The organism is Sulfitobacter sp. AS92 (assembly GCF_038900015.1).
Classification (GTDB): Bacteria; Pseudomonadota; Alphaproteobacteria; order Rhodobacterales; family Rhodobacteraceae; genus Sulfitobacter.
In genome coordinates this window covers 1-25,037 of sequence record NZ_JBBMQL010000003.1, presented here as the reverse complement: position 1 = coordinate 25,037, position 25,037 = coordinate 1, and the positions used below count along the sequence as shown (strand labels likewise).

Here is a 25,037-nt window from a genome sequence, read left to right as displayed (position 1 = left end):
TTCCTAGCCCAGAGATTTCCGAGAAGTTCTCAGAATCATTGACACATGAAACCGGTTACAGCAACGATGTAACTGGTTTCATTGAAGGGCGCTTCAGAAATGTATGGCTATCAACTCATCCACGCCTGCGACAACAGGGGCCTCATCTCGCCCCAACGCTCCTTTCCTGGTTACGCAAAAAACACCACTGCACAGGCCCATTCCATCGCGCCGCGCGAGGTAAAGCGTATTGAGATGAAAACGGGCGATCTGGTCAGCATTCCGCAGTCGTCCCATGGCGGCAGCTTGCATATCTTGGCTTTTGATCCGCATGGCGGAAATGCGCTTCAGGGCTTGGGGCTGCAGGGGACGCAAGCGCTCGACATGACGCAAATTGATGCACAGGCCCTTGCCGGATGGGTGTCTGCCAAAGGCGGCGACGAAACGGCCGCTATCCCCGTAGCCGTATTGAATGACGTCTCGGATCAGGTGGTCCTTAAGGCCCGGATGGATCTTGCCCTTTGGATTGCGCGTCCGATTGACCGGTCAACCTTTGTTGCCGGCAGCGCTTGCGGGCCGACTACTGTGACGCACCAACCTGCAAACCCAAGCAGCGTCATTCTGCCCCCAGAGCTTGGCGAAGTCCGTGAGGAATTCACAATCCCGCGTGGAACGGGCATCGCCTATGAGCTCAAGAAAGGCGAATATTTCCAGATTATAGACGTCGAAGGGCAGCAATGCTCTGACTTCGTGGCGTTTCGGTCGGACGGTTTGGATCGAGGCGAAGAATGGATGATCGACGGCACCGCCTCGCGTTCAATGTCGCGGCGGGCGTTCCCGACACCCGGCTTGTTTGACAAGTTTTTCGACCAGGATGCGCGCCCACTCATCAATGTGGTGCAGGACACATGCGGGCGACATGATACTTTTGGCCTCGCCTGTACGGCACGGGTTTACGAAGAACGCGGTTTCCCCGGGCACGTGAACTGTTCGGACAACATTTCAGATGCGCTTGATCCATTTGGGGTAAGAAAGCGGCCTGCCTGGCCCGCGATCAATTTCTTCTGGAACACCTGGATCGATCAGAACTCGCATGAGTACATGACCGAGGAGAGCTATTCGCGCGCAGGCGACTATGTGGTGATGCGTGCGATGGACAACCTGGTTTGCGCTTCCACCGCTTGTCCGGACGAAATTGATCCCGTGAACGGGTGGAACCCCACAGACATTCACGTGCGCATCTATCGGTCTGACGCACCGATCCGCCGCGCCGTAGCTTACCGAGAGAAGGAAGATTCGCTCATGTCTATCAGTCAGGAGTCTGCGTTTCATGAGCGATTGGCGCCCTTGACCAACCATTTCTCTCCTGCACGCGACCTGTGGGCGCCGGTCAGCTTTCCAACGACCGGCATGTTGGGGGAATATTGGGCCTGTCGGAATGCTGTCGCCGTTCAGGATATGAGCGGGTTGCGCAAATACGACGTGGTTGGGCCCGACGCCGAAAAACTGCTGCAACTTGCGACCACACGCAATGTCGCCAAGCTGCCGGTATGGCGCGGTTCCTACACGCTTATGTGCGATGAGACAGGTGCCGTAGTCGACGACGGAACCCTGTTCCGCCTGGGAGAGCACCTTTTCCGGTGGTGCTGTGGAACCGAAGAAAGTGGGCGCGTCCTGGGGGCCCTTGCTGCTGAACACAATTTCCAGGTGCGTGTGCATGCGCTGCAAAACGCGATGCCCAATCTTGCCATTCAAGGTCCGAAATCGCGTGATCTGCTGAAGAAGATCGTCTTCACGCAGCCCCACCTTCCGGCTTTGGAGCAACTCAAATGGTTTGGCGCGACTGTCGCACGCCTGAACGATCGTGACGGTGCGCCCTTCATGTTGACGCGGTCGGGGTACACGGGCGAACTGGGCTATGAAATCTTCTGCGCAAAGGCAGATGCCCTGACGATCTGGGATGCTATCATGGCGGCCGGCGAAGAGTTTGGCGTCTTGCCGATGGGAACCGCGGCACTTGCCACCATTCGCATCGAGGCAGGACTTGCGGCGGCGGGTGCGGAATTTGCCCCCGGCGTTGACGCATTCGAGGCGGGCCTCGGCTTTGCCGTCGATATGACGAAGGCGGAATTCACCGGCAAAGCGGCGCTTGAGCGCAATGTGAAAGACCCCCGCCGGGCCACCAAAGGTCTGCTTTTGAACGGCGACGATGTTCCGGCACATGGTGCGCCGGTTTGGGCGGGCGAGCGGCAAGTCGGCGTAGTGACCTCTGCTACACGTTCGCCAACGCTGGAACATGCAATCGCGATCGCTCGGATTTCCGTCGAATACGCGGACAACGGAACACAGCTGGAAATCGGCCAACTGGATGGGCACATGAAGCGTTTGGGCGCACGCGTCGCAGACATTCCCTTTATCGATCCGCAACGCAAGCGGGCACGTGCTTAGACACACAACTCAACCAACAAGGAGACAAAGCAAGATGAAAACACTTAAAAATCTGACAGTTACATTGACCATGGCCCTTGCGGGCAATGGTGCAATGGCACAAGAGAAAGTCATGGTGGGCGAGCCAGGTTGGCCCGGCGCAAAGATCATGGCAAGCATTATCGGCAACGTGATCGAAACCCGCCTGGGTGTGGAAGTCGGCTATGCGCCGGGAACAAATGCGGTGATTTTCGCTGCTATGGATGGCGGGCGGGGCGACATTGACGTGCATCCCGACGTTTGGTTGCCAAACCAGGCATCTTTTACGAATGAGTTCGTGGACGAAAAAGGCACCGTCAGCCTGGCATCGGGCAGCTATGAGGGCCGCGCCGGCGTATGTGTTCCCACCTACATGGTCGAAGAGCACAACATCAAATCAATCTATGACCTTGCGACGCCGGATGCGCAGGTACTGTTTGATTCCGATGGCGACGGCATGGGCGAGATCTGGATCGGATCACCGGGCGCTGCCTCATTGAATACTTTCGCAGTGCGGGTGCGCGATTATGGCATCGAGCCATTCCTCACCCCGACAACCGAAGACGAAACCATCTTCTTCTCCCGTCTGAAAGATCTCATCGCAGAGCGGAAAGGCGCCGCATTCTACTGCTATACCCCGCATTATGTGCATGCGCTTTACGATGTCACAATGCTTGAAGAGCCAGAGCACAACCCGGACACCTACGTCATGGTGCAGCCGAACGAAGATGCCGACTGGTTTGCAAAGTCCCACGTCGATAGCGCCGAACTCGTCAAGTCCGTGACTGTCGCCTATTCCAACTCGCTCAAGGAACGCCGCCCGGCTGCGGCGTCCTTCCTGGCGAACATCGACATGGATGCAGAACAACTCTCCCAGCTTACTTACGACGTTGTCGTGGAAGGCGGGGAAATCTCTGCGGTGGCCGAAAAATGGGTTTCTGAAAACGGCGCGACGGTCGATACTTGGCTAGGTCTCAACTGAATTCCTGAAAACTGAAATCAGGTTCGGCGGCTCTTGTCGCCGAACAAACCAAATCGGTGGTGGCGGGATGACTCAGGAAATTGCAATCGACGCACGCGGCGTTTGGAAGGTCTTCGGGGCGCGCGCCAAAGAGGCGCTGGCGGCGATTCATGCCGAGGGCCTCGGCAAGTCCGAGGTGTTGGAACGTTTTAACTGTGTCATCGGTGTTGCCGATGCAAGCTTCCAAATCGAACGCGGCGAACTGTTTTGCGTCATGGGATTATCCGGCTCGGGAAAATCGACTCTCGTTCGCCATGTGAACCGACTGCTAGAGCCAACGGCCGGGGAAATTCTGATCGGTGGCGAAAATGTCATGGATTTGAACGCGCAGGGCCTGCGCGATCTGCGGAACCGTCGTGTCGCCATGGTGTTCCAGAATTTCGGTCTGATGCCCCACCGCTCGGTGCGCGATAACGTGGCTATGCCACTTGAAATTCGCGGTACTGGAAAGGCGCGCCGTTGGGAAGAGGCGGACCGCGTTCTGGAACTCGTGGAGCTCAAAGGTTGGGAAGACAAATACGCGCATGAGCTGTCGGGCGGCATGCAGCAGCGCGTTGGCTTGGCGCGCGCAATAGCCTCTGACCCGGAAATCCTTCTCATGGACGAGCCGTTCTCTGCGCTCGACCCACTTATTCGCAAGCAGCTTCAAGACCAGTTCATGGAACTCAGCCGAGAGTTGAACAAGACAACGATGTTCATCACGCATGATCTTGATGAGGCCATTCGAATTGGTCACCGGATTGCGATCATGAAAGACGGACGCATTGTGCAGATCGGAACGCCTGAAGAAATTATCTTGAACCCGGTCGATGAGTATGTCTCTGATTTTGTTGCAGGTATATCCAAGTTACACTTGATCTTTGCCCACTCGGTTATGACGCCTGTCGCAGAATACGAGGCAGCGCACGGACCTGTTCCCGCTGACGCCAAAGTCGCGCATCCGCAGATGGATCTGGACAGCCTAATGACGCTTTGTGTCGAAGGGCATGGCATCTTGACAGTTGTCGAGGATGGCAAAGCCGTTGGCATCATCAACCGCAAGGGCCTTATCCGTGCCATCCAGAGCCATCAGGCGTAAGGAGTTCGACATGTCAAATATCAAGCCCGCAACAGCCGAGCGGATCGGAAATCTGGTTGAAGAGTTTGTCGGCCAAGGTTCTCCGTATTACCGCAAGACTTTTGCATACATGATGCAAGCGCCCGGCTACCGTTTTACGTTCAACATCGCCGCAGCCTTGCTGGGGCCCGTCTGGTTCGGGGCACGCGGTCTATGGTCCTGGTTCCTGGGCTTCATGCTTCTGGAAACCTTTGCCTTCATCCAGATCGGCACCGGCCTGTTCGGAGACCTTGGCCGCGAAGCGCGGCTTCGGGCAGGGCAAATCGGTGAAACTCTCAACCTTCGCCGTCAACAAATCGAAGCAGCCGAACAATCTGGCGCCTCCTCGCTGGAGTCATTGAAGCGCGCAACAGAATCGCTGGAAGGTGCATTCAGCAAGGCACAGGAAGCGGCGGTACAGGCAGATGCAAGCGGTGTGACCTACATCCTGTTCGGTCTCGCATTGCTGATAGCCTTCAAGCTTGTCACAGGGGCGATTGCCAACTGGACATTGGAGGGGCAATTCGTCCGCTGGCGTTCCGATCCATCGGTCGCGAGCGGTTGGTCATTAGCTCGCAGCGTTCTTGCGACCGCCATCTTTGTCGGCATCGTGCTGATGTCCACCATAAGGTTTGCGCAACCCGACGCCTTCTCGATCCTGAACGCCTTCCCGACAAACCGGAACTGGCGCCTTAACGTCGGGGATGGCGTGCAAGCCGGTTTTGACTGGATCAAGACCAATGGTCGCGGTTTCTTCGATAGCATCACATTCGGCATGCGAACGCTGCTGGATTGGATAGAGGTCGTTCTGGTGCAAACTCCCTGGCCTGTTGTGGGCCTGGTGATCGCCCTTCTGGCTTACTTCAGTGCAGGCCCGCGTGTGGCCATCTTCACCTGCGCCGCATTGGCTTACTTGGGTCTACTCGACTTCTGGGAAAAAGCGATGACGACAATCGCCTTGCTCGGCGCTGCGGCACTGATCTCCATTTCACTTGGTATTCCGCTTGGTATTTTTTGTGCGCGCCGCCCAAAGGCCTTCGCAGTCGTGCGTCCTATCCTGGACTTCATGCAATCTATGCCAAGCTTCGTATACTTGATCCCGGTTGTGGCGTTCATTGGCGCAGGCAAGCCCGCAGGCGTTGTTGCAACAATGATCTTCGGCAGCCCGCCTGTCATCCGCTTCACTGTCCTCGGCTTGCAACAGGTGCCGGAAACCGTCCGCGAAGCGGCTCTCGCCTTTGGTGCCACGCCACGCTACCTTCTGTGGCGCGTCGACCTGCCCCTGGCCTCAAGGACAATCATGGCCGGCGTCAACCAGACGATCCTGATGTCCCTCGCGATGGTGGTGGTGGCGTCGCTCATCGGCGCCAAAGGTCTTGGGGAAGACGTTCTCGAAGCACTGCAATACGCTGCAGCGGGTCAAGGCATCCTGGCTGGCCTGGCGATCCTCTTTTGCGCCTTGATCCTTGACCGGATTGTTGCAGGCAAGCAATAAATTTAGGTTGAGACGTCAATGATTTTCGTTTGATGTCCGCGCTGCGATCCTCGGCGTACTTGCGCAGACGTGACGCAAAGCGACTAATTTCGACAATCACTCTCGCGGGTGATTGATGTCGAGACCAAAGAAAGCAGACCTTTGTTCATCTTGCAGCATTTGTCAAAGTGGGCTCGTTCCTGCCGTTAGCTCCATTGAGCACTGAGGTCTGCTTGGCTGACAAAGTGAGCCTTAGCTGCGGTTACTTCAACGGCCGCATTCGGCAGTTTAACAAAAAGGGTCGGCTCCGCCGGTGACCATAACGGCTGAGTTTGATCGTTGCAGGCATTATGACCAGTTTTTATTGCCTTTGCCTGTCAGCAAGGTGGTCTGTTTCGGTTGCCTTGTGTTCGGGAAAAACCTTTAGATCGTCGCTCCAAGCTCAATCACATCGCCCACTGCGGCACTGCCAATACGAGATGCGTGATTGCCGCGTCCAGCGTATAGAAGCCCCAATGAAGACAGTAAGCCCAGCGAAATCCGTGACGCGTGCGGAGGTAGAGCAAGGGGATCACCAGACCGAAGACGGACGCGGCGACTGTGAACCGCGCCACATAGAGCGACGTGAACCCATTAAGCGCGAGCGTCAGGTGAAAGCCGCCAAATAGGACGGCCATCAACAGACAGATCATCCGAAGCGGGATGCGGGCACGGTGCGCGCGCATGACCATGGCGGCGACGAGAACCTGCTGGAACAGGATGTCGGCGGATTTGGGCAGGTAATACCAGGCGCTTGCGAACATAAATTCCGGTGGGTTCGGCGGCGCGCGATAGATCGAGACATCCGGCAAGAGCGGAATAGCAAGTGCGACGAACGCGCCATAGGCAACGAGGATTGGCGCAAGTGCCACGGCATGATCAAACAGCGCGGTTCGGCTGAGTTGCTTCGCGAAGGCGTTGCGAAAAGCCAGCAAGCCTATTCCGGCCCAGCAGACGTAGTAGCCCGCAAAGAGGATCGGGGCATCGTCGTAGCCATTCTCCAAGGCCAGAGCATCAACCAGCGCATAGTATCCCCAACTCGATATCGACCAGAAGGCTGCCACCAGCGCGAGTGTCGGCAGCATCGTGCGCAGGACAAGACCGGCTTGAAACTGCATGACCGCAGTCGTTTGTTGGGTCTGCCTGTTCACCAAGATCATTTCCGATCGCTCAAAATCGCCTACCCCGAGAAGACGGCGGTTGTCATTTGTTATTGGTTAGCATACTAACCGTTAGCATGACAACCGACTCATGCACCCTTCATTTCCTGTTGCATTCGGCCTCCCTTGTGGAGGAGCGATTGCGCGAGCGCCTCGCCGAAATCGGTATCAGGCCAAGACAGGCTCGGATCATCCAGGCTCTCTCTGAAAAGGAATCTGCGTCGCAGGCCGCGCTCGCACGGGCGTTCGACGTCACCCCTGCCAGCATGAGCACGATGACCGTCCGGCTGATCGAGGCGGGGTTCATCTCACGCGAAGCCCATCCTGACGAGGCGCGCAGCAACGTCCTGCGCCTGACCGAACGCGGACGCGCCTTGTTGTCGGACATCCACGCCGCTTGGCGCGACATGGATGCGTTGATCGCTGAACAGATCGGGCCGACTGAAACCGAAACGCTGGCGCGTTTGACACGAGCTCTCCGCGACAGCCTCGGCGGTCGCGCCCCCGGCGCAAACACCTCGACTATCCGAAAGGAAACGACATGAACCCCGCACTTCGAAACCTGCCGCTTGCCGCTTGTGCCTATCTTGCACTTGCAGGCCTGGTTCTTGCGCATCCGGACACTGACGCGTTCGTGCAATCCGCCTTCCTTCAAGCTCCGGAAATTGTGGACTGCACGCTGGAAGACGGCACCGAAACGCAATGCCACCAGATCACGGTCGGCTACCTCCCGGACGGGCTGGAGACCGGACCGTTCTGCCCGGCCACGCTCGATGATGCGGGTGGCATCTGGGATTGGACCGGGGAGAATTCCGGGCTCTATCGCATCGACGGCAACTTCCTGAGGATGCTCGACGGGCTGGGCTATCGCTTTTTCGACGACGACGGGAACGTCTATTCCGTCGACAACGCAACCGAGCGGCCCACGGTCGATCACGCCTGCATAAACGTGTCGGTTGACGAAAGCGTCGAGATCACGATGCTTTTGCCGGTCGAGCCGGTTATGGCCGACGCGCCGACGCAGCTTGGCACCGTGGGCAAGGTCGGCGTGGCGCTCGACGGGGTGCCGATTTTTTCGGATGCGCCGGAAGTTCAGGTCACGGGCCACATGCCTGCGTTGGATACCTGCGGCGGACACATCGACCCCGGTGGCTGGTATCACTGGCACGCGACGTCCACGGACATGACGACGACGTTTCTAGCCGAGGGTGTCGATGCGGACTGCGCTCTGGAACAGGATGCCAGGGCTCAATTTGGCTACGCTTTCGACGGTTTCGCTCTTTTCGGCAGCCTTGAGGCGGATGGATTGCAACCGGTCGGGCTCGACCAATGCAACGGTCATATCGGTGAAGATGGCGCCTATCACTACCACGCCAGCGCGGATTTTCCGAACCTGCCGCCCTGTCTTGTCGGCATGCAGGCACAGGACAACTTCACCACGACCGCGACCGCCGGGGTCGGTGCGCAACGCGCCGGGGAAGACGGCCGCAACGAGGCGCCGCGCCCCGAAGGAGGTGGCCCCGGCGGGATGTCTCCGGGATTTGAAGAAGCCGCAGCTGAGCTGGGTGTCGAACCGCAGGCGCTGATGGAAGCGCTCGGCGGTCCGGGTCAGCAACCCGACCTTGCCGCCGCCGCCGCAACACTGGGCGTCAGCGAAGCGTCCTTACGTGCCGCGTTGCCGCCGCCACCCAACCAGTAACCCAATTTGCCAGATCGGATCACGACATGAAGACGATGACCCTCACCGCGTTCCTGCTCGCATTCAGCGTCACAACCGCAGTCGCTCAGACCGACGACCGCCTCGCTCACATCGCGGAGTTCTTCTCGGTGGCGGACGTGCGGGCCGGTCCCGAAGTCGTGGACTGCACCCTGTCCGGCGGCGCACAGACGACGTGTTTCTCGATCACTCTGGCCGCCAATCCGCAGAGCTACACCCCCGGCCCGTGGTGCCCGACCCACGTGTCGCAAGGGGCGGAGGCGGGTGGTATTTGGTTTCTTGACGGGGAGGCCGTGGATGTTGACGGCGACTTCATCACCCGTCTTGCCGACATTTATGGCGACACCAACTGGCAACTCTTTGACGAGGCATCGGGCGACATCCGCTACACCGGCACGCTGGAGGAATGTCAGGCGGCGGCCCGGCCCGACGTGGACCCGGCCTACCAGAACTACTGCGTCCAGTGCCTGCCCGAAACGCTCCCCAAAGAGGCGGTCTTGACCTATGTGATCCCCTTCGAGCCGGTCGCGGCGGACGAGGTTGCGCGCACCGGGGAGAACGGCTCGGGCGTCGCATACAACGGCGTGCGGCTGGACGGCCCCGCGCCGGTCGATGCGATCCTCGGGGCCTATACCATCGCACCATTCGACGATTGCGGCGGACATGTGAATCCGCATGTCGGCTATCACTATCACGCAGTGACCAATTGCCTTGATGCGGCGCCGGGTGCTGCCGAAGCAGGCGAGGACAGCGCACCCATCGGCATCGCGATGGATGGTCACCTCATTTATCCGCATCTCATGGCGGACGGCTCCCAACCCGACAACCTCGACGCCTGCAATGGCCGCGTCGGCGAGGATGGCACGTATCGCTATCACGCGGGCGAGGCCGGATCGAACGCGATCCTCGGCTGCCTGACCGCGCAGACAGGCTGCACGCTGGATGATGCGGACGGCACCTGCGACGCTTCGGTCCGAAGGGGGCGACCGTAACCGAAATCAAACCCGAGGATCACCCTATGGCGATCCCAACTTCAACAGGAGACGGGTTCGACACGCTCGACATCTTCGACGTCGCTCCGGCCGAGATCCCCAGGCCACTTTCCGAACCGACCGATTGATCCTGAAAGGATACAAGATGAAACACCTTATCCCCGCATTGGCCCTCGCAAGTCTACTTCCCGCGGCGCTCGCAGCGGAAACCTTCTCCGCCGACGTTTGGGCCGACAACTGGTTCGAGATGCGCATCGACGGGGTGCAAGTCGCGGAAGATAGCGTGCCGATCACGACCGAGCGATCCTTCAACGCCGAGAGCTTCACTTTCGAGGCCGAGCGCCCCTTCGTCATCGGCCTCGTCGCCATGGACTTCAAGGAGAACGACACCGGCCTCGAATACATCGGCACCAACCGTCAGCAGATGGGCGACGGCGGCGTGATCGTGCAGATCAGGGATGCCGCTGGCACCACTGTCGCCGTCAGCGATTCCGGTTGGCAATGTCAGGTGATCCACACAGCCCCGCTCGACAAGTCCTGCGAAGACGAGGCGAACCCCGTCGCGGGTGAAGGGGGCTGCGGATTTGAGACATCGAAGGAACCTGACGGCTGGGATGCCGCCGGTTTCGATGCGTCCGACTGGCCGCAGGCATCCGTTTACACCGAAGGTCAGGTCGACCCGAAAATGGGCTACGACGAAATCACCTGGGCAGAGGATGCCGAACTGATCTGGGGGCCGGACCTTGAGCAAAGCAACACGGTCCTGTGCCGTCTGACGGTGGAGTAGGCCATGAGGTATCTCGTCTTACTTATGGCACTTGCATCAACTCCGGCTGGCGCTCACGAGGATCATTGTGCGGAGGTCGAGACTTCGGTTTCAGAGGCCGGATTCTCCGACAGCGTGTCGGTGACCTGTTCTGACACCCACGCGACGATCACGTCTGACACATATCCTGACCACGAGCTGATGACCGGGATCACCGGCACGAATGAACAGGTGCCCGTTCCTGCCGAATACGACGCACCTGTTATCCTGTCGCCGACGCTGGACGCCACGCCCCTCACCCGCGATGCAGCGCTTGGCGTCGCGGTGAACGGCGTTCCGATCTACGACTACACCGGGGGCGGTGAGATGACAGAGGCCGATCTTGCCCACCATCAGACGCAGCACGACACGTTGCAGACCGGACAGCTCGACATGTGCGGCGGACATGCGGGGCGTGGGGATGACTATCATTACCACGTAAAGCCCACCTGCATGATCGAGCAGATGCCCAACAGGGAGGCGAACCCGATCATCGGCTGGGCCTTCGATGGCTTCCCGATCTACGGTGACGACATCCCCGATGGCAGCACGATCGCGGCGGGCGACTTGAGTGTCTGCAACGGACAGCCGGACGACATATTCGGCTACCGCTATCATACATCGGAAGGTCCGCCGTATATCATACAATGCCTGATGGGCGACGTCCCTGATTTCGACAGATTACCCCGCGTAAAGCCCCTCGAAGCGTCTGATGGGACAGGTGCTGCGCCGGGAAGGCCGCCCCAAGGCGGCGTGGAAAACCTGGTCTACACACAAGATCCGAACAGTGGCGGGAACATGATCTACACTTACCGGGGAGAGGATTTCTACATTCGTTACGCCCCGACTGAGACGTCTGACTGCTATGCCTTCGAGAAACGCACCGTCACCAATAATGGATCACTGCAAAAGGGCGAATACTGCCGCTAACGCCCCATGCACGAGCGACGAGCCAGTCCCAAACAAAGGGAAATGGCCAATGACCACAATCATCACATCTACCGTTGCAGTGCTGACGCTTACAGCCACCGGTGCCTTCGCCGAAAATGTCGAAATCTATGCGACCGACATCCTCGACAATACGCAGGATGGATATTGCGTAGACATTTCTGGTGCACAAGGCGATCAAGCCGATCCCGCCGACGGACTTCAGGGCCACAGGTGCTACAGCCCCTCGGGCGAGATTTACGTCGATCAGGCTTTCGATTCAGAAGAGTTCGCTGATGGTGTTCTTTACATGCCAGAGTTCGCCGTCTGCGCGCAGGCCGCATCTATGGACACGGGTGCTGAAATAGATCTCATGGACTGCGACGGATCGGACGCGCAGAACTTCATCTTCACCGGAAAAGGAACGATCTCGCTGGCCGCAGCACCCGGCATGTGCCTGACGCTGGGCGAAAACACACGCCCGGGCCGTAGTGATACCAACCAGATCAAAGAGTTGACGCTGGAGGAGTGTTCCGACGACGCGGCGAACTATCAAAGCTGGGGCAACCGCACCGCCGACTAAGTCGGCATAGGCATAGGTTACTCGAGCGGTGTCTTTACAGCCACCGACGATAGCAGACATTCGGACATCGTGCAGCATCGATGACTCTTGGCTCAGTGCCGACCTCGGATGCAACGCAGCATCATATGATATGATGCCCTGTCAACGTCGGGTTGTCGGTGTGGAAGGGTGTGGTGGATCGGAGGATCTATCATGGGAACGCCAAACTTACCCGCCATCCGCGCACTGGGCCCAGCTTGGAACAAAGGCCGGATCGTCTGCCAGAAACGGCCACTCTAGCCCAAACACGTCTGGGCAATAAGGGTGCGGTCGAACTGGCCGAGAACTATCGTGATCTGGCCCTTTTCAATCTTGCAATCGATAGCAAGCTGCGCGGCTGCGATCTAGTAAAAATGAAGGTGGTCGATGTCATGGCTTCAGGTCAGATTAAGGAGCGCGCATCGGTGCTGCAGAGCAAGACCCAGAAGCCTGTGCGCTTTGAAATCTCTGAAGGCACCCATGCATCACTGGCGCGGTGGATGCGGGAGCCGCTCATGATCGGGTCTGAACACCTTTGGCCTGGGCGTTTTCACGAACGGCTCCATTTCCCGACCCGGCAGTACGCGCGGATTGTGCGAGAATGGGTGAAACCCATTGGCCTGGAAGTCAGCGCATGCGGCGCACAAAGGTCACGCAGATCTACAAGAAGACGGGCAACCCGCGGACGGTCCAACTTCTGTTGGGGCATACCAAGATGGACAGCACTGTTAGATACCTCGGCGTTGAACTTGAAGATGCGCTGGCTATCGCCGAAGCTATCGAAATTTAAACGACTGGGCCGTCTTCACGGACGGCCCATTGCGGACTCTCGTCGACCGATCGGAATCTGCATCGCAGCGTTGCGGAAGCGGTCACTCGCGCTTCGCGCCGCATTTAAGGTGATTTAGCTGCAAAAGCCTAAATGTGACTTTGCCGCGTAGCGATACTGGAATTGTCCTATTGGCGCCCTGTGATATCGATCTTGCCTCTAACTTTGGCGCCGCTTTCTGTTGCCATCACCTTGGCCACGACATCAGCCTGAACCCGTGAGGTCGATGCAAGCTTTAGATCGTCGCACTTCAAACTGCCGGTGTGGCTGCCTACAACGACGATCTTTCTTGCCGACATTGCCCCGTCAACTGAGCCGCTCAACTGAATAGTAATCATCTCAACGCTGACATCCCCAATCACGCGACCTTTGATGTCGACACTGCCCTCGCTTGATCTGATGTTACCTTCGATGATCAGATCTTCTTCAATAATTGAGCTCGGCACATTGAAACCCCTTGGATGAAAGATTGGCGACCATAGAATGAAAACCGGGATTTGAACACCGTCGTAGAAGGTGGTCTCGAGCGAGTGCAAGCGCAGGAAGTTACCAAGCGCGTATGTGATGCAGCGTTGGCTTGTCACGGGGGCCTGGTCATGCGCGGGTACGCCCCTTGGCTGCCATCGATCAACGCAGTCGGCGCCGCGATGCGGCTTTCCGAATGCGGATGTAGCGTTGCCGCTTAACCCCAATTGTCCCTACCATCGGGGGGCTTTTAGCGTATTGGGAGAGAAACTCTTAGAAGGACAAACAATGGCAAGCTCACAGCCCCTAACGGAACTGGTTCACACAGCGCAGAGCACGGCGAAGACGTCCCTGGACCGGATGTCAGAAATTTTGAAACGTTCCGAAGGCCAAACCCTGTCGGACGCACAAATCAAAGAAATCGCATCTGAAACGGATGCGATTACATTGGTTGCAGTGGATATTTTTGCCGTATTTGAAGCACGGATGCAGCGCCATTTCAAACGCGGCCCGCTGTCACGTAAAGTAGAGGCTGCGCTTTTGGCGGCTGGCCATGCCGACCTCGCCGATCGACTTCACCAGTACTATTTAGCGATCAATGTTTTGAAGCACGGCCGGGGCGCGAGCCACCGCGAGCTGCTAAACAACAAGAGTGCGATGTTGGTAGACACGCAGGACGAAGAAGGGGGAGCGAAATCACAGAGCACGCCCACGGGTTTGATCGATGTCGCCTCACCGCACTTCTTTGACGGACTGACAGCAACCATTCTTGACGCCTACCAATTTCTTGAAAGAAGACAAAATTAGCTGCCTGATCGGCCCAAAGCCGACGTTTAACACGATGTCACTTGCGACAGATCAATCACGGGAGCAATCATTCGCTGCGCTTCCAAAGGTGGGCGCTTAGCGGGTTAAACCTCGGCCGCCATCGCGCGTTGATAATCAGGTCGGCCCGGCGGACGTAGCTCGTCGACCCGCGCTGTCACGCCGCTGCTGTGACGGCCGGACGTGGTCGGGACGGTCAGATCGTGCGATACTCTACGCACTATCTTGATCTGAGGAGACACGACCTATGGCGGAAGAGATTTCGGCGCAGTGTTGCATCGTGGGCGGCGGACCGGCCGGACTAACGCTCGGTTTCCTATTGGCCCGCGCCGGCATCGACGTTGTCGTCCTCGAAAAACATGGCGATTTCCTGCGCGACTTCCGCGGCGACACGATTCACCCATCGACCATGGAGCTGATGCACGATCTCGGCCTTCTGCCCGAATTCCTGGACCTGCCTCATCAGCGGGTGCCGAAGCTCTTCGGGCAAGTCGGGCCGGACCGGGTGAAGATTGCAGATTTCTCCGGCCTGCCGGTTCATGCCCCTTTCATCGCGATGATGCCGCAATGGGACTTCCTGTGCTTTCTGGCGGAGAAGGCGAAGGAATATCCCTGCTTCCGCCTGTGCATGGGCGCCGAGGGCCGCGCCTTGTTGACCGAGGACGGGAACGTAACGGGCGTCCGTGCCGAGACACGCGAGGGCATGATCGATATCAAGGCGCCGTTGACGGTCGCGGCCGACGGGCGTGGGTCGCGCTTCCGGGCGGACGCGGGCCTGACGGTGAGAGATCTCGGCGCACCGATCGACGTGCTCTGGTTCCGGCTGTCGCGCCTCGATTCCGATACGGATGAAACGCAGGGCCGCTTCGACGCCGGTCAAATATTCATCATGATCAATCGTGGTGATTATTGGCAATGCGCCTACGTCATTCCCAAGGGTGGCTTCGAGAAGAAGAAGACAGCGGGAATCAGAGCATTCTGCGCGGAGCTGGCAAAAGTTGCTCCGTTCGAGGCCGATCGCGTCCATGAATTGGAGAGCTGGGAGCAGGTGAAAATCCTAAGTGTGCAGGTGAACCGGTTGGAGACCTGGTGGCGGCCTGGGCTGCTTTGCATTGGCGATGCGGCTCATGCCATGTCGCCGGTGGGCGGCGTCGGCGTGAACCTCGCGGTGCAGGATGCGGTGGCCTCAGCCAACGTTCTGGCGACGCCGTTGCGGCGCGGCACGCCGTTAGGGGACGAGCTGGCAGCAGTCCAGCGCCGTCGCGAATGGCCAACGCGCGCAACCCAGCGGCTGCAAGTCCTGATCCAGAATCGCGTTCTTCTGAAGGCACTGCGCAGCGGGTCGGATTTTCGCGCACCATTTCTATTGCGGATGATGACACGCGTGCCGTTGCTCCGAAACCTGCCTGGCCGGATCGTCGGATTGGGATTACGACCAGAGCGCCTAAATCCGGAACTCTATCGTTGAGCGGTGAATCGCCTTCAAACAAGATCGGAAGGCGGGGAGTGTAAGTTCGGCCCTTTCCGTACCTTTATGGAAGTGGTTCGCTTTGCAGCGCAGCGTCACCGAACCGGTCTTTGGTCCTTCGCGCAGCGTTCGCGCGGATCGTATGACCGATATGCGTGGTGGTTTCGACGGATCGACACATCACATGCATTAAACCGTTCTGCTGGGGCTTGGTAACTCAATGTTATTCGAAGTCGTTCGTTCAGTTGTCTTGCGACAGCGCTGAGTCTTGCCGGACTGATGGCGGTCACTAAAAGATGACAAGATAGAGGTTAGATTTGTCGAAGGTTATTGAAGTAATAGACATGGGATTTTTGAGCGTAATTCGGCTATTAGCTTTAAGGGACAAGATGCCCGTTCGCGAGATTTCACGGCGTACTCGGCTGTCTCGCAATACCATCAGGAAGTATCTTCGGGCTGATATCGAAGAACCCAACCTCCGCACGGCTACGCGGCCAAATGGGGTTAACCTGCTCTCGATAATGGCTTCGATTTTCGCAAACCCATTCGGGACTGGCTGAGCTACGTTAGATAAGCCTGCTCAAGATTCTTACTGTAGAAAAGGCGCGGCGTGATCGCCTCGGCAAAAATCATATTTTTACGCAACCCTACCGCTGCGACGTCTTCATCCTCTGGTGCGCGGCGAAGGCTTTGGCCAGCGTTACTGCCGTGACACCGTGCAGCAAGGCACTGATCCAAACTGTGTTGATAGCTAAATGAAGAACGAGTCCCCCAAGCTCAGGTGCGAATTTTTCAACCACCAGTAACGCAAAAAGCGCAGTAGCCAATCCGCGCGGGCCAAACCAACCGATAAACAATCTGGTAAACAGATCTGCATCCGAACCGATGAGAGATATCCAAATGGCCAGAGGTCGAACGACGACAAGGCTGAGAGCTATGGCGGCAGCCATCGGAAAGTTGAGGCTGGCGATAGCATCGGGCACGAGCAACGCTCCGATGCCTAAGAACGCCGCCCAAGAAAGTAGCTGGCCCTCGCTCTCGCTAAAGTCATACACGAACTGGCAGCGGTCCCTGACAATGCAGGCGAACCCGATACCCGCTGCAAACGCGGAGATGAACCCGTTACCGCCTACTGCAGTCGCTGCGAAATAGGCCGCGGCGGCAAGCGACAGTGTAGCGATCCCTTCATACAATGGCGATGTCAGGTCGCGCTCTTGCGCCGCAAGCAACCCGATCCCCCCCAACGCACCCAGTCCAGCACCGACCAACGGACCGAGCGTCACCTGCAATACGGCGTAATATACCCAACCACCGAAGGGTGCCGAAGCTGTCGAAGCGCTTAGCGCCGCCAACATTAAGATCATCGGCAAGGCGATCCCGTCGTTAAGCCCGCTTTCGATGGTGATTGCCCGACGCTGGCGTTCTGGAACGTCTTCGTTTGTCACGACCGGTTGGCCAAGGGCCGCATCGGTCGGAACAAGAATTGCCCCAATCAATGCGGCAACGGCGAGTGGCCATTCAGGAAAGAGCAGCCAAATCACTGCGGTGCCCCCTAAGAAGGCCAGCGGCATGCCGAGAAGTAGGGTCCGTAATGGCCAGCGATGGCGCTTAAGCAGGCTTTGAATATCAATACGGGCGGCATCCAAGAAAAGCAAAATGACCAGCGCGATCTCGGCCAGCCCATGCAAGTGCGCCTTGGAAATTTGTTCAGGGACAAGCCCTCCCCAGGCCAAAAACGCCCCGAACCCCAGTGCAAGCATTGGGGCCGTGACAATTGTTCGGGCAAACCATCTGCCCAGCAGGCAGAATGCCATGAGGAAAACGGCAATAAAGAGGAGCGGTAGCTGTTCCAATCAGCGCGACTGCTTTTTGTGAGTGTCCAACACAGGCAGACTCATACCCTGTGCTCGGGATTTTCGTAATCGAAACGGCAGCCTGCCTTCCAGGCGTTACGGTCGTTGCCGTGATTAGGCAACCCGCCTGTATCTTTCAGCATGCGCGCCGTGTGCATAAGGTTCCACGTCATGATCGTGGCATTTCGCTGTGTGAAATCGTTGTCGAAGCCTGCAGGGCCGCCTTCGATTTCATCGCCATACGAGGCGCCGGGTCCAGCCTCACCGATCCAGCCACAGTCAGCTTGCGGCGGGATCATATACCCCAGATGGCCAAGCGCATAGAGGATCGACATAGCGCAGTGCTTGATTCCATCCCCGTTGCCGGTAATGACCGCACTACCGGTTTTGCCGTAGAAGATGCTTTGGCCCTTATCGTTCAGCATCCCCGACATACCGTAAAGGCGCTCAATCAGCACACGACAAAGGGAGCTCTCCTCGCCTAACCAGATCGGTGTTCCGATGATCAGGATGTCTGCAGCGGCGACTTTTTCCCAAAGTGTGGGCCAGTCGTCCCTGTCCCAGCCATGCTCGGTCATGTCCGGATAAACACCGTAGGCGATTTGGTGCGAGGCCGCGTGGATATGATCCACGCTGACCCCGTTGCGCGACATGATATCGCCCGCAACAGAGAGAAGCAGCTTGGTATGCGATTTCGCTTCTTCGCGTTTCAGACTTGTGTTGAAGACGACTGCCTTTAGGTCCGAAAAGTCGGTCTGGTTATCATCGCACAGCTTTGACTGGATATCGTTCAAGGTCATGTTAGAGATATTTCTTTAATTTAATCTGAAACTGGTTTGAGTTCAGGCAGCCTGCCCTGTCGCGGGGAGAGCCGCATAGACCTTCCCAAGGACGGCCCCGAAGATGACATGCAATACCAGCGTCATGATCGGTGCCATGATGCCAAAGTTCATGCCAAACAGACCTGCACCAGTCATGGGCATGACCACGATCATCATGCCCAGCCAAGCAGCGATACCAAATGCGATACCTTTGATAGCCGCGCTATTGCCGGGAATTGCGTTATAGAGAACAGTGAACCCGCCCCCCCAAGCCAGCGTACCGATCATGAAATGGACGGTCCAACCTACTATAATTTGAGCTCCCACCATCGAGGCGAGCATCGCTGCTACATCAAGCTCGGGCATCACACCCATCATTCCTTTTGCAACCATCAGCACCGAAAGTACTACAGTTGCTGCGAAACCGGCCACGAAGCCGCTTTTAAGATTTGTCATTATTCTGTCCCTTACATCGGTCGTCTTTACGCACAGATCGGATCCATCGCCCTCACCACGCATCTCCGATCTTGTTTTGTGTCGATCAGGATGCGTGTGGGGCGTCGAACCTACCGTAACGGATAGTCGAAACCCCGGTCTGCGCGATCAGCAAGCGCTCCATCAAGCGATGGGGCACCGCACCATTTAACCATGTTTCATTGTTTCGATAATCTCGGCGGTAGTTTTGACACCGTTGGCTATATAGCGAAAATTAGTCATGGCTGCTTCATATCCATCACCCATATCCGGGTGCTGTGTTGCGGCAGTTGCATCACTGACTACGAGGACTTTAAAGCCTTGCTCGAGCAGTTCTCGCAGGTGAGACTCGACACATAGGTTTGCCGACATCCCGGCGAGTATCACAGTGTCAATGCCACGTTTGCGAAGTTGTAAAACCAGATCGTTGCTCTGCGGTCCGTAAACTTTGTGGGGGCTCACCATCACCGTATCTGCATGATCAATAACGGGCTTGTATTGCTCAACCCAATCGGCACCAGAGCCGTCTAAATCTTCGACTGAAAGAGGCCCCTTTCTATCAAACATACCGATTTCGTGCATTTTCTCCTCAAGCGCTCCACCAAACTCCCACTTATGGTCAAAAGGGTAATAGTAGTGTGGCGAAATGAATATTAGAAAGCTGTTTGCCCTTGCAACTTCAAGCAATTGACCAAGGTGCTCGACGGTTCCGTTTTCTTGGACGCTTTTGCCGACTAAATCCCATGCAACGCCCGTTTCAGAAAGAAAATCATTCTGTGGGTCTATCACAACTAAGGCGGCGTTTTTTTTGTCGATTTTCATAAGAAGGCCTTTCTTTTGAACCTGATGTTTTCATGGCAGTGGAACCGAAAGGGCACGCGCGATGAGGCGGATTGAAGTCTTGTAAACGTTTCCGAAATGGCAAGAAAACGAGCGCCGATGTTTGCTTTGCGCTCCGCACGGCTTGGAATATCTTAGCGGCCCAGAACCTTAACCCCTAATGATACTTACATTGGGATATGATGTGTCTTCACCCGTGAATTAGCCTGCAACCTTGCGTCGAGCTTCACGGTAATCGTTCTCACGATCCAGATTGCGACAGCCACTGCGCAAAGCGGCAAAACCGCCGTAATGTTTGGCGCTTCTTAAAATTGCTGCACGGGCATTTTTTGAGATTTTGCTCATTGGAAATTTCACTGATATTTTCCTCGCTATTATTCTAAGTCACGCGATTAACCAACGATACAACTGTGACCATGTTCCAATGCACTATTCACGATGAACACAAAAATCTGTGAGGTTCCGAAATCAGATGTAGAAAATGGCCGACCTAATTATCAAAGTGAAATTCGCTAAGTCAGTTCGAAGAAATCACTTAGATCAATGTCGAACGCGGTTGCGATGGTTGTCACATCATATTCTATGACCATGGTTATAGCATCATAATCCTTCTTGGCTCTCAGCAGTCGGTCGACAGAAGGGTCCGCACCTTTCGGCCCGGACCCTTTGGGTATCGCGCTGAAGCTGGGAGATAGGTCAGCGCGAGTCGTTGCCCTCGCCAAAGCCGCCGTAGGCGAAACCTTCGCCATTGCTGCTGACTGCGCTGCGGGTGGAGAGGTTGGGCGTTGGGTAATTGCCCCGCGCAAAGGTTTCGAGACGTAGGTCGCCGTGGCGGCTATCGGGTCGAGTAGCGCCGGCGCCTTCGGCATGGACCACGCTGGCAGTAACGGAGGTATCAAGGCGGAGGTCTTCGTAACGGGTAGAGTTGCCTGCAAAGCCAACGGTGGCGATGAGTGTGACGGCAGCGGTTGTGATGAAGTGTTTCATGTCGTTTCCTTTCAAGGTTTGACCTGAGTTCTCGCTGCAATTCCGTTTGGCAATAGTAGGCTGATCGTGAGCGGGAATAACGGAGAACTTTGGTTGCTATACATCTAAGATTAAGGCCTGATACGGCTTCTGACAAAGCAACTTGGCTCACCGGTCCGTGTCGCTCCGAGACCGGAAGAGATGAGAGTGTAACAATTCAGCCTGATCTCATTATTTTATTATTATTCAATATCTTAACCGCAAATTTGAAGCACCTTTAGCGCCAACCATTTCGTGCAATCCGCACTTCCAAGCCGATATGGATTTTGTCGCGTAATCGTGACCGGCCACAGCGCCGCGCAAGCCTCTTGTACGTGTATTTTGTTACAGTGAAGAGGGTGTCAGTCGGTCGACAAAATGGGCGTTTTCCGCGTGAAATGTTTGGCGTGATTTACTGAAGATGCGGCTGATGAAAGATTAGCCAATATGGATTGCTCGGCCCATCTGCGCGTAGCCCCCGTTCGCTTAAGCTGCCGGAGCCGCGTCAGCCTGCGCAGACGAACCCGCATCATCGGACCATTTTAAAAGGTGAGGATCAAACCCCTCGTTCAGGCGTGGTTTGACGATCTGGAAATAGGGGGATAGGTCGAAATCTCGCGGTGCAAATAGCGAGTGGTGCCGGATATGCAGGACCTCCTTGTGGGCGAACCGCGATCCTTGGCGCGCCTTTATGGTGCGCGCGTCGGGCAAGATCGGATAGCGGACGGATTGAAACGCCTGCGCGATCAGCGACGAACAGATGGCCCGCGTCGGGTCACCCGACCCGAACGCCAGCAAGCGTCTGCGCCACCTAACCGGAACTGGCGGGGTCGGAAAGAAGTAGCGCAAGAGATCAAAGATGTGGCGCAAGTCGTACTTCATCCCCACACGCGCTTTCATAAAATCGGTAACCGCGCGGCACTCCTGCGGTGTCAGACCAACGGGACGGCAAATTCGGGTATTGAAGCGCGCGTATTTCGATATCGGCGCAGTGACACATACTTCGCCGAGATTGACCTCAATCAGCCGATGGGATTCCGCGTCATCGGAAGGGGTATCAAGGCTGTCCCCGATGTACATCGCCGCATGAGACCAAGTGGATTGTGTCAGATACTTGATTGCATTTGAAACGCGTTCCTGCCCTTCCACCAGCAGCACATCCCCAGGACGCAAAAATTGGCACAGGGTTTTGAAATCAGACGGAGTAAAAGGAGCATAGCCGACGCTCGGCCGGTTCAAAGCCCGCGCCATGCGTCGTCCAACCCGGCTGAGCAACCTGTCGCAGCGATCTTTCAGCATGAATGGCATCAAGGTTCTCCGGTTACAGGTGGGGGTTGGCTCTCATCCCTATGAGAAAGAGCGCCCCGCGCCGGTCAGACGCAGGACCCCCTGTCCACTGCTGGGAAGCAATGGCTCAGTCAGCGTGGTGGTCGGAAGTAAAAACCATATCCTCCCCTGCCGACTGGTGGCAGGCGATACAGCCCTCATCCATTCCCTTAGCCACCTGCCCGGCCATCGCAACACCATCAGGGGTTTGATCGAGTGCGCCATCGGGCAGGTATTTAACCCAGTACCAATCTGCGTTCTCGGGGTCATAGCCTGCGGTGCGACGGAACATGACTGTATAGGCAGCCAAGTGCTCTTCCGGGTTGCGCAGAACTTCGTCTTCAGTGACCCCTTCGGGGCCAAAGTTCCGTTTTACGATGAGGTCGCCCTCGTGGCCGTCGATCTCTGCGGTAGTGTAGAAGGTCTCAAGCATCATGCCATGTGGATCAGTGCCCTCATAGGGTGTGGCACGGATCATGCCCGGCCCAGCGAGTTTACTTTCTTCCAGGTAAGTCCAAATTTGGGCAGCGAAGTCCACATCTTCTTCTGAGCCGAAAGGCATGCCCTGCGCGACCGTCCCCGTAGCAGTCAAAGACAGAACCAACGTGCCGATCATCATTGATCGTTTCATTTGTCATTCTCCTTGTTGTCGTAGATGGGTCACACCTGAACAGACCGAACGTTTCACCATGGGGCTACACCATTCCGTGAGGACAGGGAGACAAACGCCAATCCTCCTCGTTCAACGGCAGGCTTTCCCGATAGGACAGTGTTTGCCTTCGCTGACCGGATTGCGGCCCAAAATGATAGCAAAGAGGGAGATCACCCGTGCGGCGTATGACCTATACCAAACCTACCGATTGCCACGTCACCTTGAAGCAAAATGGGTAGGCCCTCCGACCTCCCCCCGGCCAGCCGACGCGTGCGGTTGGTTTGGTTGGGCCTGCGCCTGATCCTCTTGGTACTGTTGGTTTTTGGCATTCACTTACTGGTCGACTGGTTCCTTGCCCGGACGGCCGAGATCCATCCTGGGGTGCAGATCAGCATGCTGGTCGGCGTCTTGCTGGTCTATGCGCTGTTAATCGCTATCCCCTTCGTGCCGGGGATCGAGATCGGTCTAATGATGTTTGCGGCTCTCGGATCGTGGATCGCGCCTTGGATCTATCTGGCGTCGATTGCAGGGCTTTTCATCGCCTATAGCGCAGGCGAATGGATGCCCTATGGACGGCTCCGCAGAATTTTCGATGATCTGCGATTGCGTCGCGCCTCAGACCTGCTTGATAGAATGCATCAGATGACCCGCGAAGAGCAGGTCTCGATGCTCTGTGAGCGTGCGCCGAGGTGGTTGCGACCTGTCATATCGCGGTATCGGTATCTATTCCTCGCGGCGCTCATCAATCTGCCCGGCAATGCGGTCATCGGAGGCGGAGGCGGCATCCTATTTCTTGCAGGGCTCAGCCGCCTCTTCCGACCGTTCGGTGTCGCCCTGACCCTCGCTTTGGCGGTTTTGCCCGTGCCGCTGGCAGTCTGGGGGTTCGGACTGAGTTTACTACCTTGAACGGATCAGCCGTTCTTTTGTGAGGCTTCCCCGTGAAATTGGGAAAGAATTGAATTGATATGGGTCTCGTTGGTCCCCCTCAGCGCAGGCGCCGCGCAAACTCGTTCGGTTAAATCTCGGGTCGTCCTTAACTGGACGACAAACGCGGCGCAGCCTTTGCACATGGATAGGTGCAGCTTCATTTGAAGGCGCTGCCAGACGGTCAAATCTCTATCGATTAGGGCGCTGGTACGTATTGCCACTTCCTTGCACGTCAACAACTGATGGTCTCCTTTCCATTGGACTTGCATGAAGAGGACAAACGACCGCTCAAAGCGTTACAGGTAAACTGCAAAAAATCTTTGCTCGGCGTTGGCTCACATCAAGCCATCCAGTGCGGCACGCACACCTAAACGCGCCCGATGGAGCAGAACGCGCATGTTGCTTTCGGTAATGCCAAGCAGGCCGCATACCTCCTGCGCCGCCAACCCATGTTGCGCGCGAAGAATGATGACCGCACGCTGGCCGGACGGTAGGGCCTCAATCGCAGTGTCTACGTGTTCCATGACGCGACGCCCTTGCAGAATGCGTTCAGGGGTCAAGGTTTCCCATAGTTCGGGCATGTCCCTCCACCGCCCCCGCCCGTCAAAGGCCGCCGCAAGGGTGTCATCCTCGCCCGGCCCCTCGAACGAAACGATGCGCCCTTCGCGCTTGGCTCGACTCCGAGATTTGTTGATCAGGATTGAGAAGATCCAACTGGCCAGCGACGAACGTCCTTCAAACCCCGAAATGCTTCTTAGGACCGCAAGCCAGGTTTCCTGAGTGACCTCTTCGGCAGTCGCGCGGCTATGGACGATGCCGGTTGCGACACGGATCAGGGACGCGTTGTGTTGGGTATAGATTTGCTCGAACGCGGAGCGCTCACCGAGGGCAAGCCGTCGAACAAGATCTGCCTCCGTCGCACCAGCCGTGGGCATCTGATCCCCCTAATTGGTTCTCCCGTCCCATATGCAGACCAGGCATTTTGCAAGTCCAGTATGATGAACCGAAAACAAGGGATCGTGAACGCAGTCCTCCCTCAAGCTTGTGTCCGGGCTATTAGTTGGACTGTCGTTCTTTAGAAATTGCCGTAATTCTGTCCCGTGGAACGTCCGCGTTCAGCATCCTGGGAAAATGGCTCGCGCAAGCAGCAAAGGGCTGCTAACCGCCCTTGTTGAAGGCAGCGCCCGGCCCAGAGCTGCCGTTCGCCTCGTGGCTGAGCGCTGCGGTGCAGCTTCACCACAGCGGCCATTCGTTCGTCGTGCAGCATTCTTGGGA

General features: G+C 57.0%; 25 protein-coding genes and 2 pseudogenes. 15 read left to right on the top strand and 12 right to left on the bottom strand.

The window, feature by feature from the left end; all coding sequences use genetic code 11:
• Positions 1–99: 99 nt before the first annotated feature.
• The 4 genes from WNY61_RS06255 to WNY61_RS06240 all read left to right on the top strand — a co-directional run bounded on the left by WNY61_RS06255 (position 100) and on the right by WNY61_RS06240 (position 6,057).
• Positions 100–2,427: a DUF1989 domain-containing protein gene (locus tag WNY61_RS06255; RefSeq protein WP_342850607.1), complete on the top strand. Its 2,328-nt coding sequence runs from the start codon at positions 100–102 to the stop codon at positions 2,425–2,427.
• Positions 2,428–2,461: 34 nt separating this feature from the next.
• The gene (locus WNY61_RS06250; RefSeq protein ID WP_342850605.1) at positions 2,462–3,427 is read left to right on the top strand and encodes a glycine betaine ABC transporter substrate-binding protein; all 966 of its coding nucleotides are present in this window, start codon (positions 2,462–2,464) and stop codon (positions 3,425–3,427) included.
• Positions 3,428–3,494: 67 nt separating this feature from the next.
• Positions 3,495–4,544 carry a betaine/proline/choline family ABC transporter ATP-binding protein gene (locus WNY61_RS06245; RefSeq protein WP_342850604.1) on the top strand — a complete coding sequence of 350 codons (1,050 nt, stop codon included), beginning with the start codon at positions 3,495–3,497 and terminating at the stop codon, positions 4,542–4,544.
• A gap of 10 nt (positions 4,545–4,554) precedes the next feature.
• Positions 4,555–6,057, top strand: coding sequence for an ABC transporter permease subunit (locus WNY61_RS06240; RefSeq protein ID WP_342850603.1), 1,503 nt, complete (start codon positions 4,555–4,557; stop codon positions 6,055–6,057).
• 425 nt (positions 6,058–6,482) lie between these two features.
• On the opposite strand, the gene WNY61_RS06235 is transcribed toward WNY61_RS06240, so the two are convergent.
• Positions 6,483–7,226 carry a hypothetical protein gene (locus WNY61_RS06235; protein WP_342850602.1) on the bottom strand — a complete coding sequence of 248 codons (744 nt, stop codon included), beginning with the start codon at positions 7,224–7,226 and terminating at the stop codon, positions 6,483–6,485.
• A 149-nt stretch (positions 7,227–7,375) separates the two neighbouring features.
• On the opposite strand from WNY61_RS06235, the gene WNY61_RS06230 reads away from it, so the two are divergent.
• The 7 genes and pseudogenes from WNY61_RS06230 (at position 7,376) to WNY61_RS06200 (ending at position 13,067) form a co-directional block, all read left to right on the top strand.
• The gene (locus WNY61_RS06230; protein ID WP_342850601.1) at positions 7,376–7,780 is read left to right on the top strand and encodes a MarR family winged helix-turn-helix transcriptional regulator; all 405 of its coding nucleotides are present in this window, start codon (positions 7,376–7,378) and stop codon (positions 7,778–7,780) included.
• Positions 7,777–8,934 carry a YHYH protein gene (locus WNY61_RS06225; RefSeq protein WP_342850600.1) on the top strand — a complete coding sequence of 386 codons (1,158 nt, stop codon included), beginning with the start codon at positions 7,777–7,779 and terminating at the stop codon, positions 8,932–8,934. Before WNY61_RS06230 ends, WNY61_RS06225 begins: the two co-directional genes overlap by 4 nt.
• A 26-nt stretch (positions 8,935–8,960) precedes the next feature.
• Positions 8,961–9,944 carry a YHYH protein gene (locus WNY61_RS06220; RefSeq protein ID WP_342850599.1) on the top strand — a complete coding sequence of 328 codons (984 nt, stop codon included), beginning with the start codon at positions 8,961–8,963 and terminating at the stop codon, positions 9,942–9,944.
• A 145-nt stretch (positions 9,945–10,089) separates the two neighbouring features.
• A complete protein-coding gene (locus WNY61_RS06215; RefSeq protein ID WP_342850598.1) occupies positions 10,090–10,731 on the top strand; it encodes a PEBP family protein in 642 nt (213 codons plus the stop codon).
• A gap of 3 nt (positions 10,732–10,734) precedes the next feature.
• On the top strand, positions 10,735–11,679 hold the full coding sequence (locus WNY61_RS06210) for a YHYH protein (RefSeq protein ID WP_342850597.1): 945 nt from the start codon (positions 10,735–10,737) through the stop codon (positions 11,677–11,679).
• Between the two features lie 49 nt (positions 11,680–11,728).
• Positions 11,729–12,259 (top strand): ricin-type beta-trefoil lectin domain protein, encoded by a 531-nt coding sequence (locus WNY61_RS06205; RefSeq protein ID WP_342850596.1) that lies wholly within the window; start codon positions 11,729–11,731, stop codon positions 12,257–12,259.
• Between the two features lie 297 nt (positions 12,260–12,556).
• A pseudogene (locus WNY61_RS06200) lies at positions 12,557–13,067 on the top strand (tyrosine-type recombinase/integrase).
• Between the two features lie 167 nt (positions 13,068–13,234).
• On the opposite strand, the gene WNY61_RS06195 reads toward WNY61_RS06200, so the two are convergent.
• Positions 13,235–13,690, bottom strand: coding sequence for a polymer-forming cytoskeletal protein (locus WNY61_RS06195; protein WP_342850595.1), 456 nt, complete (start codon positions 13,688–13,690; stop codon positions 13,235–13,237).
• 169 nt (positions 13,691–13,859) lie between these two features.
• Here WNY61_RS06195 and WNY61_RS06190 point away from each other — a divergent pair, with 169 nt between their 5' ends.
• The 3 genes and pseudogenes from WNY61_RS06190 to WNY61_RS06180 all read left to right on the top strand — a co-directional run.
• Complete coding sequence (locus WNY61_RS06190; protein WP_342850594.1) at positions 13,860–14,378, top strand: hypothetical protein; 519 nt, start codon at positions 13,860–13,862, stop codon at positions 14,376–14,378.
• A gap of 265 nt (positions 14,379–14,643) precedes the next feature.
• Positions 14,644–15,864 (top strand): FAD-dependent oxidoreductase, encoded by a 1,221-nt coding sequence (locus tag WNY61_RS06185; RefSeq protein ID WP_342850593.1) that lies wholly within the window; start codon positions 14,644–14,646, stop codon positions 15,862–15,864.
• Positions 15,865–16,208: 344 nt separating this feature from the next.
• Positions 16,209–16,364: pseudogene (locus WNY61_RS06180) on the top strand (IS21 family transposase); the annotation flags it as partial.
• Between the two features lie 147 nt (positions 16,365–16,511).
• Here the strand turns inward: WNY61_RS06180 and WNY61_RS06175 are convergent.
• The 8 genes from WNY61_RS06175 to WNY61_RS06140 form a co-directional block, all read right to left on the bottom strand.
• Complete coding sequence (locus WNY61_RS06175; protein WP_342850592.1) at positions 16,512–17,717, bottom strand: cation:proton antiporter; 1,206 nt, start codon at positions 17,715–17,717, stop codon at positions 16,512–16,514.
• Positions 17,718–17,758: 41 nt separating this feature from the next.
• On the bottom strand, positions 17,759–18,517 hold the full coding sequence (locus tag WNY61_RS06170) for an NAD(P)H-dependent oxidoreductase (protein ID WP_342850591.1): 759 nt from the start codon (positions 18,515–18,517) through the stop codon (positions 17,759–17,761).
• A gap of 42 nt (positions 18,518–18,559) precedes the next feature.
• Positions 18,560–18,994 (bottom strand): DUF6789 family protein, encoded by a 435-nt coding sequence (locus tag WNY61_RS06165; protein WP_342850590.1) that lies wholly within the window; start codon positions 18,992–18,994, stop codon positions 18,560–18,562.
• 186 nt (positions 18,995–19,180) lie between these two features.
• The gene (locus WNY61_RS06160) at positions 19,181–19,834 is read right to left on the bottom strand and encodes a cysteine hydrolase (protein ID WP_342850589.1); all 654 of its coding nucleotides are present in this window, start codon (positions 19,832–19,834) and stop codon (positions 19,181–19,183) included.
• Positions 19,835–20,053: 219 nt separating this feature from the next.
• A complete protein-coding gene (locus WNY61_RS06155; protein ID WP_342850588.1) occupies positions 20,054–20,209 on the bottom strand; it encodes a hypothetical protein in 156 nt (51 codons plus the stop codon).
• A gap of 339 nt (positions 20,210–20,548) precedes the next feature.
• Positions 20,549–20,839, bottom strand: coding sequence for a hypothetical protein (locus tag WNY61_RS06150; RefSeq protein ID WP_342850587.1), 291 nt, complete (start codon positions 20,837–20,839; stop codon positions 20,549–20,551).
• Positions 20,840–21,343: 504 nt separating this feature from the next.
• Positions 21,344–22,165 (bottom strand): lipo-like protein, encoded by an 822-nt coding sequence (locus tag WNY61_RS06145; RefSeq protein WP_342850586.1) that lies wholly within the window; start codon positions 22,163–22,165, stop codon positions 21,344–21,346.
• 106 nt (positions 22,166–22,271) lie between these two features.
• Positions 22,272–22,814 (bottom strand): cytochrome P460 family protein, encoded by a 543-nt coding sequence (locus WNY61_RS06140; protein WP_342850585.1) that lies wholly within the window; start codon positions 22,812–22,814, stop codon positions 22,272–22,274.
• A gap of 252 nt (positions 22,815–23,066) precedes the next feature.
• On the opposite strand from WNY61_RS06140, the gene WNY61_RS06135 reads away from it, so the two are divergent.
• On the top strand, positions 23,067–23,741 hold the full coding sequence (locus WNY61_RS06135) for a hypothetical protein (protein WP_342850584.1): 675 nt from the start codon (positions 23,067–23,069) through the stop codon (positions 23,739–23,741).
• 356 nt (positions 23,742–24,097) lie between these two features.
• Here WNY61_RS06135 and WNY61_RS06130 read toward each other — a convergent pair whose 3' ends face one another.
• Positions 24,098–24,697, bottom strand: a complete 600-nt coding sequence (locus tag WNY61_RS06130; protein ID WP_342850583.1) for a sigma-70 family RNA polymerase sigma factor — start codon at positions 24,695–24,697, stop codon at positions 24,098–24,100.
• A gap of 140 nt (positions 24,698–24,837) precedes the next feature.
• On the bottom strand, positions 24,838–25,037 hold a 200-nt coding region (locus tag WNY61_RS06125), incomplete at its 5' end, for a hypothetical protein (protein WP_342850582.1).

What these genes read in the sequence shown, in the direction of transcription:
- WNY61_RS06255 (WP_342850607.1), top strand. Translation starts at nt 100, where the DNA reads ATGTATGGCTATCAACTCATCCACGCCTGCGACAACAGGGGCCTCATC.
- WNY61_RS06250 (WP_342850605.1), top strand. Translation starts at nt 2,462, where the DNA reads ATGAAAACACTTAAAAATCTGACAGTTACATTGACCATGGCCCTTGCG.
- WNY61_RS06245 (WP_342850604.1), top strand. Translation starts at nt 3,495, where the DNA reads ATGACTCAGGAAATTGCAATCGACGCACGCGGCGTTTGGAAGGTCTTC.
- WNY61_RS06240 (WP_342850603.1), top strand. Translation starts at nt 4,555, where the DNA reads ATGTCAAATATCAAGCCCGCAACAGCCGAGCGGATCGGAAATCTGGTT.
- WNY61_RS06225 (WP_342850600.1), top strand. Translation starts at nt 7,777, where the DNA reads ATGAACCCCGCACTTCGAAACCTGCCGCTTGCCGCTTGTGCCTATCTT.
- WNY61_RS06220 (WP_342850599.1), top strand. Translation starts at nt 8,961, where the DNA reads ATGAAGACGATGACCCTCACCGCGTTCCTGCTCGCATTCAGCGTCACA.
- WNY61_RS06215 (WP_342850598.1), top strand. Translation starts at nt 10,090, where the DNA reads ATGAAACACCTTATCCCCGCATTGGCCCTCGCAAGTCTACTTCCCGCG.
- WNY61_RS06210 (WP_342850597.1), top strand. Translation starts at nt 10,735, where the DNA reads ATGAGGTATCTCGTCTTACTTATGGCACTTGCATCAACTCCGGCTGGC.
- WNY61_RS06205 (WP_342850596.1), top strand. Translation starts at nt 11,729, where the DNA reads ATGACCACAATCATCACATCTACCGTTGCAGTGCTGACGCTTACAGCC.
- WNY61_RS06190 (WP_342850594.1), top strand. Translation starts at nt 13,860, where the DNA reads ATGGCAAGCTCACAGCCCCTAACGGAACTGGTTCACACAGCGCAGAGC.
- WNY61_RS06185 (WP_342850593.1), top strand. Translation starts at nt 14,644, where the DNA reads ATGGCGGAAGAGATTTCGGCGCAGTGTTGCATCGTGGGCGGCGGACCG.
- WNY61_RS06170 (WP_342850591.1), bottom strand. Translation starts at nt 18,517, where the DNA reads ATGACCTTGAACGATATCCAGTCAAAGCTGTGCGATGATAACCAGACC.
- WNY61_RS06165 (WP_342850590.1), bottom strand. Translation starts at nt 18,994, where the DNA reads ATGACAAATCTTAAAAGCGGCTTCGTGGCCGGTTTCGCAGCAACTGTA.
- WNY61_RS06160 (WP_342850589.1), bottom strand. Translation starts at nt 19,834, where the DNA reads ATGAAAATCGACAAAAAAAACGCCGCCTTAGTTGTGATAGACCCACAG.
- WNY61_RS06150 (WP_342850587.1), bottom strand. Translation starts at nt 20,839, where the DNA reads ATGAAACACTTCATCACAACCGCTGCCGTCACACTCATCGCCACCGTT.
- WNY61_RS06145 (WP_342850586.1), bottom strand. Translation starts at nt 22,165, where the DNA reads ATGCCATTCATGCTGAAAGATCGCTGCGACAGGTTGCTCAGCCGGGTT.
- WNY61_RS06140 (WP_342850585.1), bottom strand. Translation starts at nt 22,814, where the DNA reads ATGAAACGATCAATGATGATCGGCACGTTGGTTCTGTCTTTGACTGCT.
- WNY61_RS06135 (WP_342850584.1), top strand. Translation starts at nt 23,067, where the DNA reads ATGGGTAGGCCCTCCGACCTCCCCCCGGCCAGCCGACGCGTGCGGTTG.
- WNY61_RS06130 (WP_342850583.1), bottom strand. Translation starts at nt 24,697, where the DNA reads ATGCCCACGGCTGGTGCGACGGAGGCAGATCTTGTTCGACGGCTTGCC.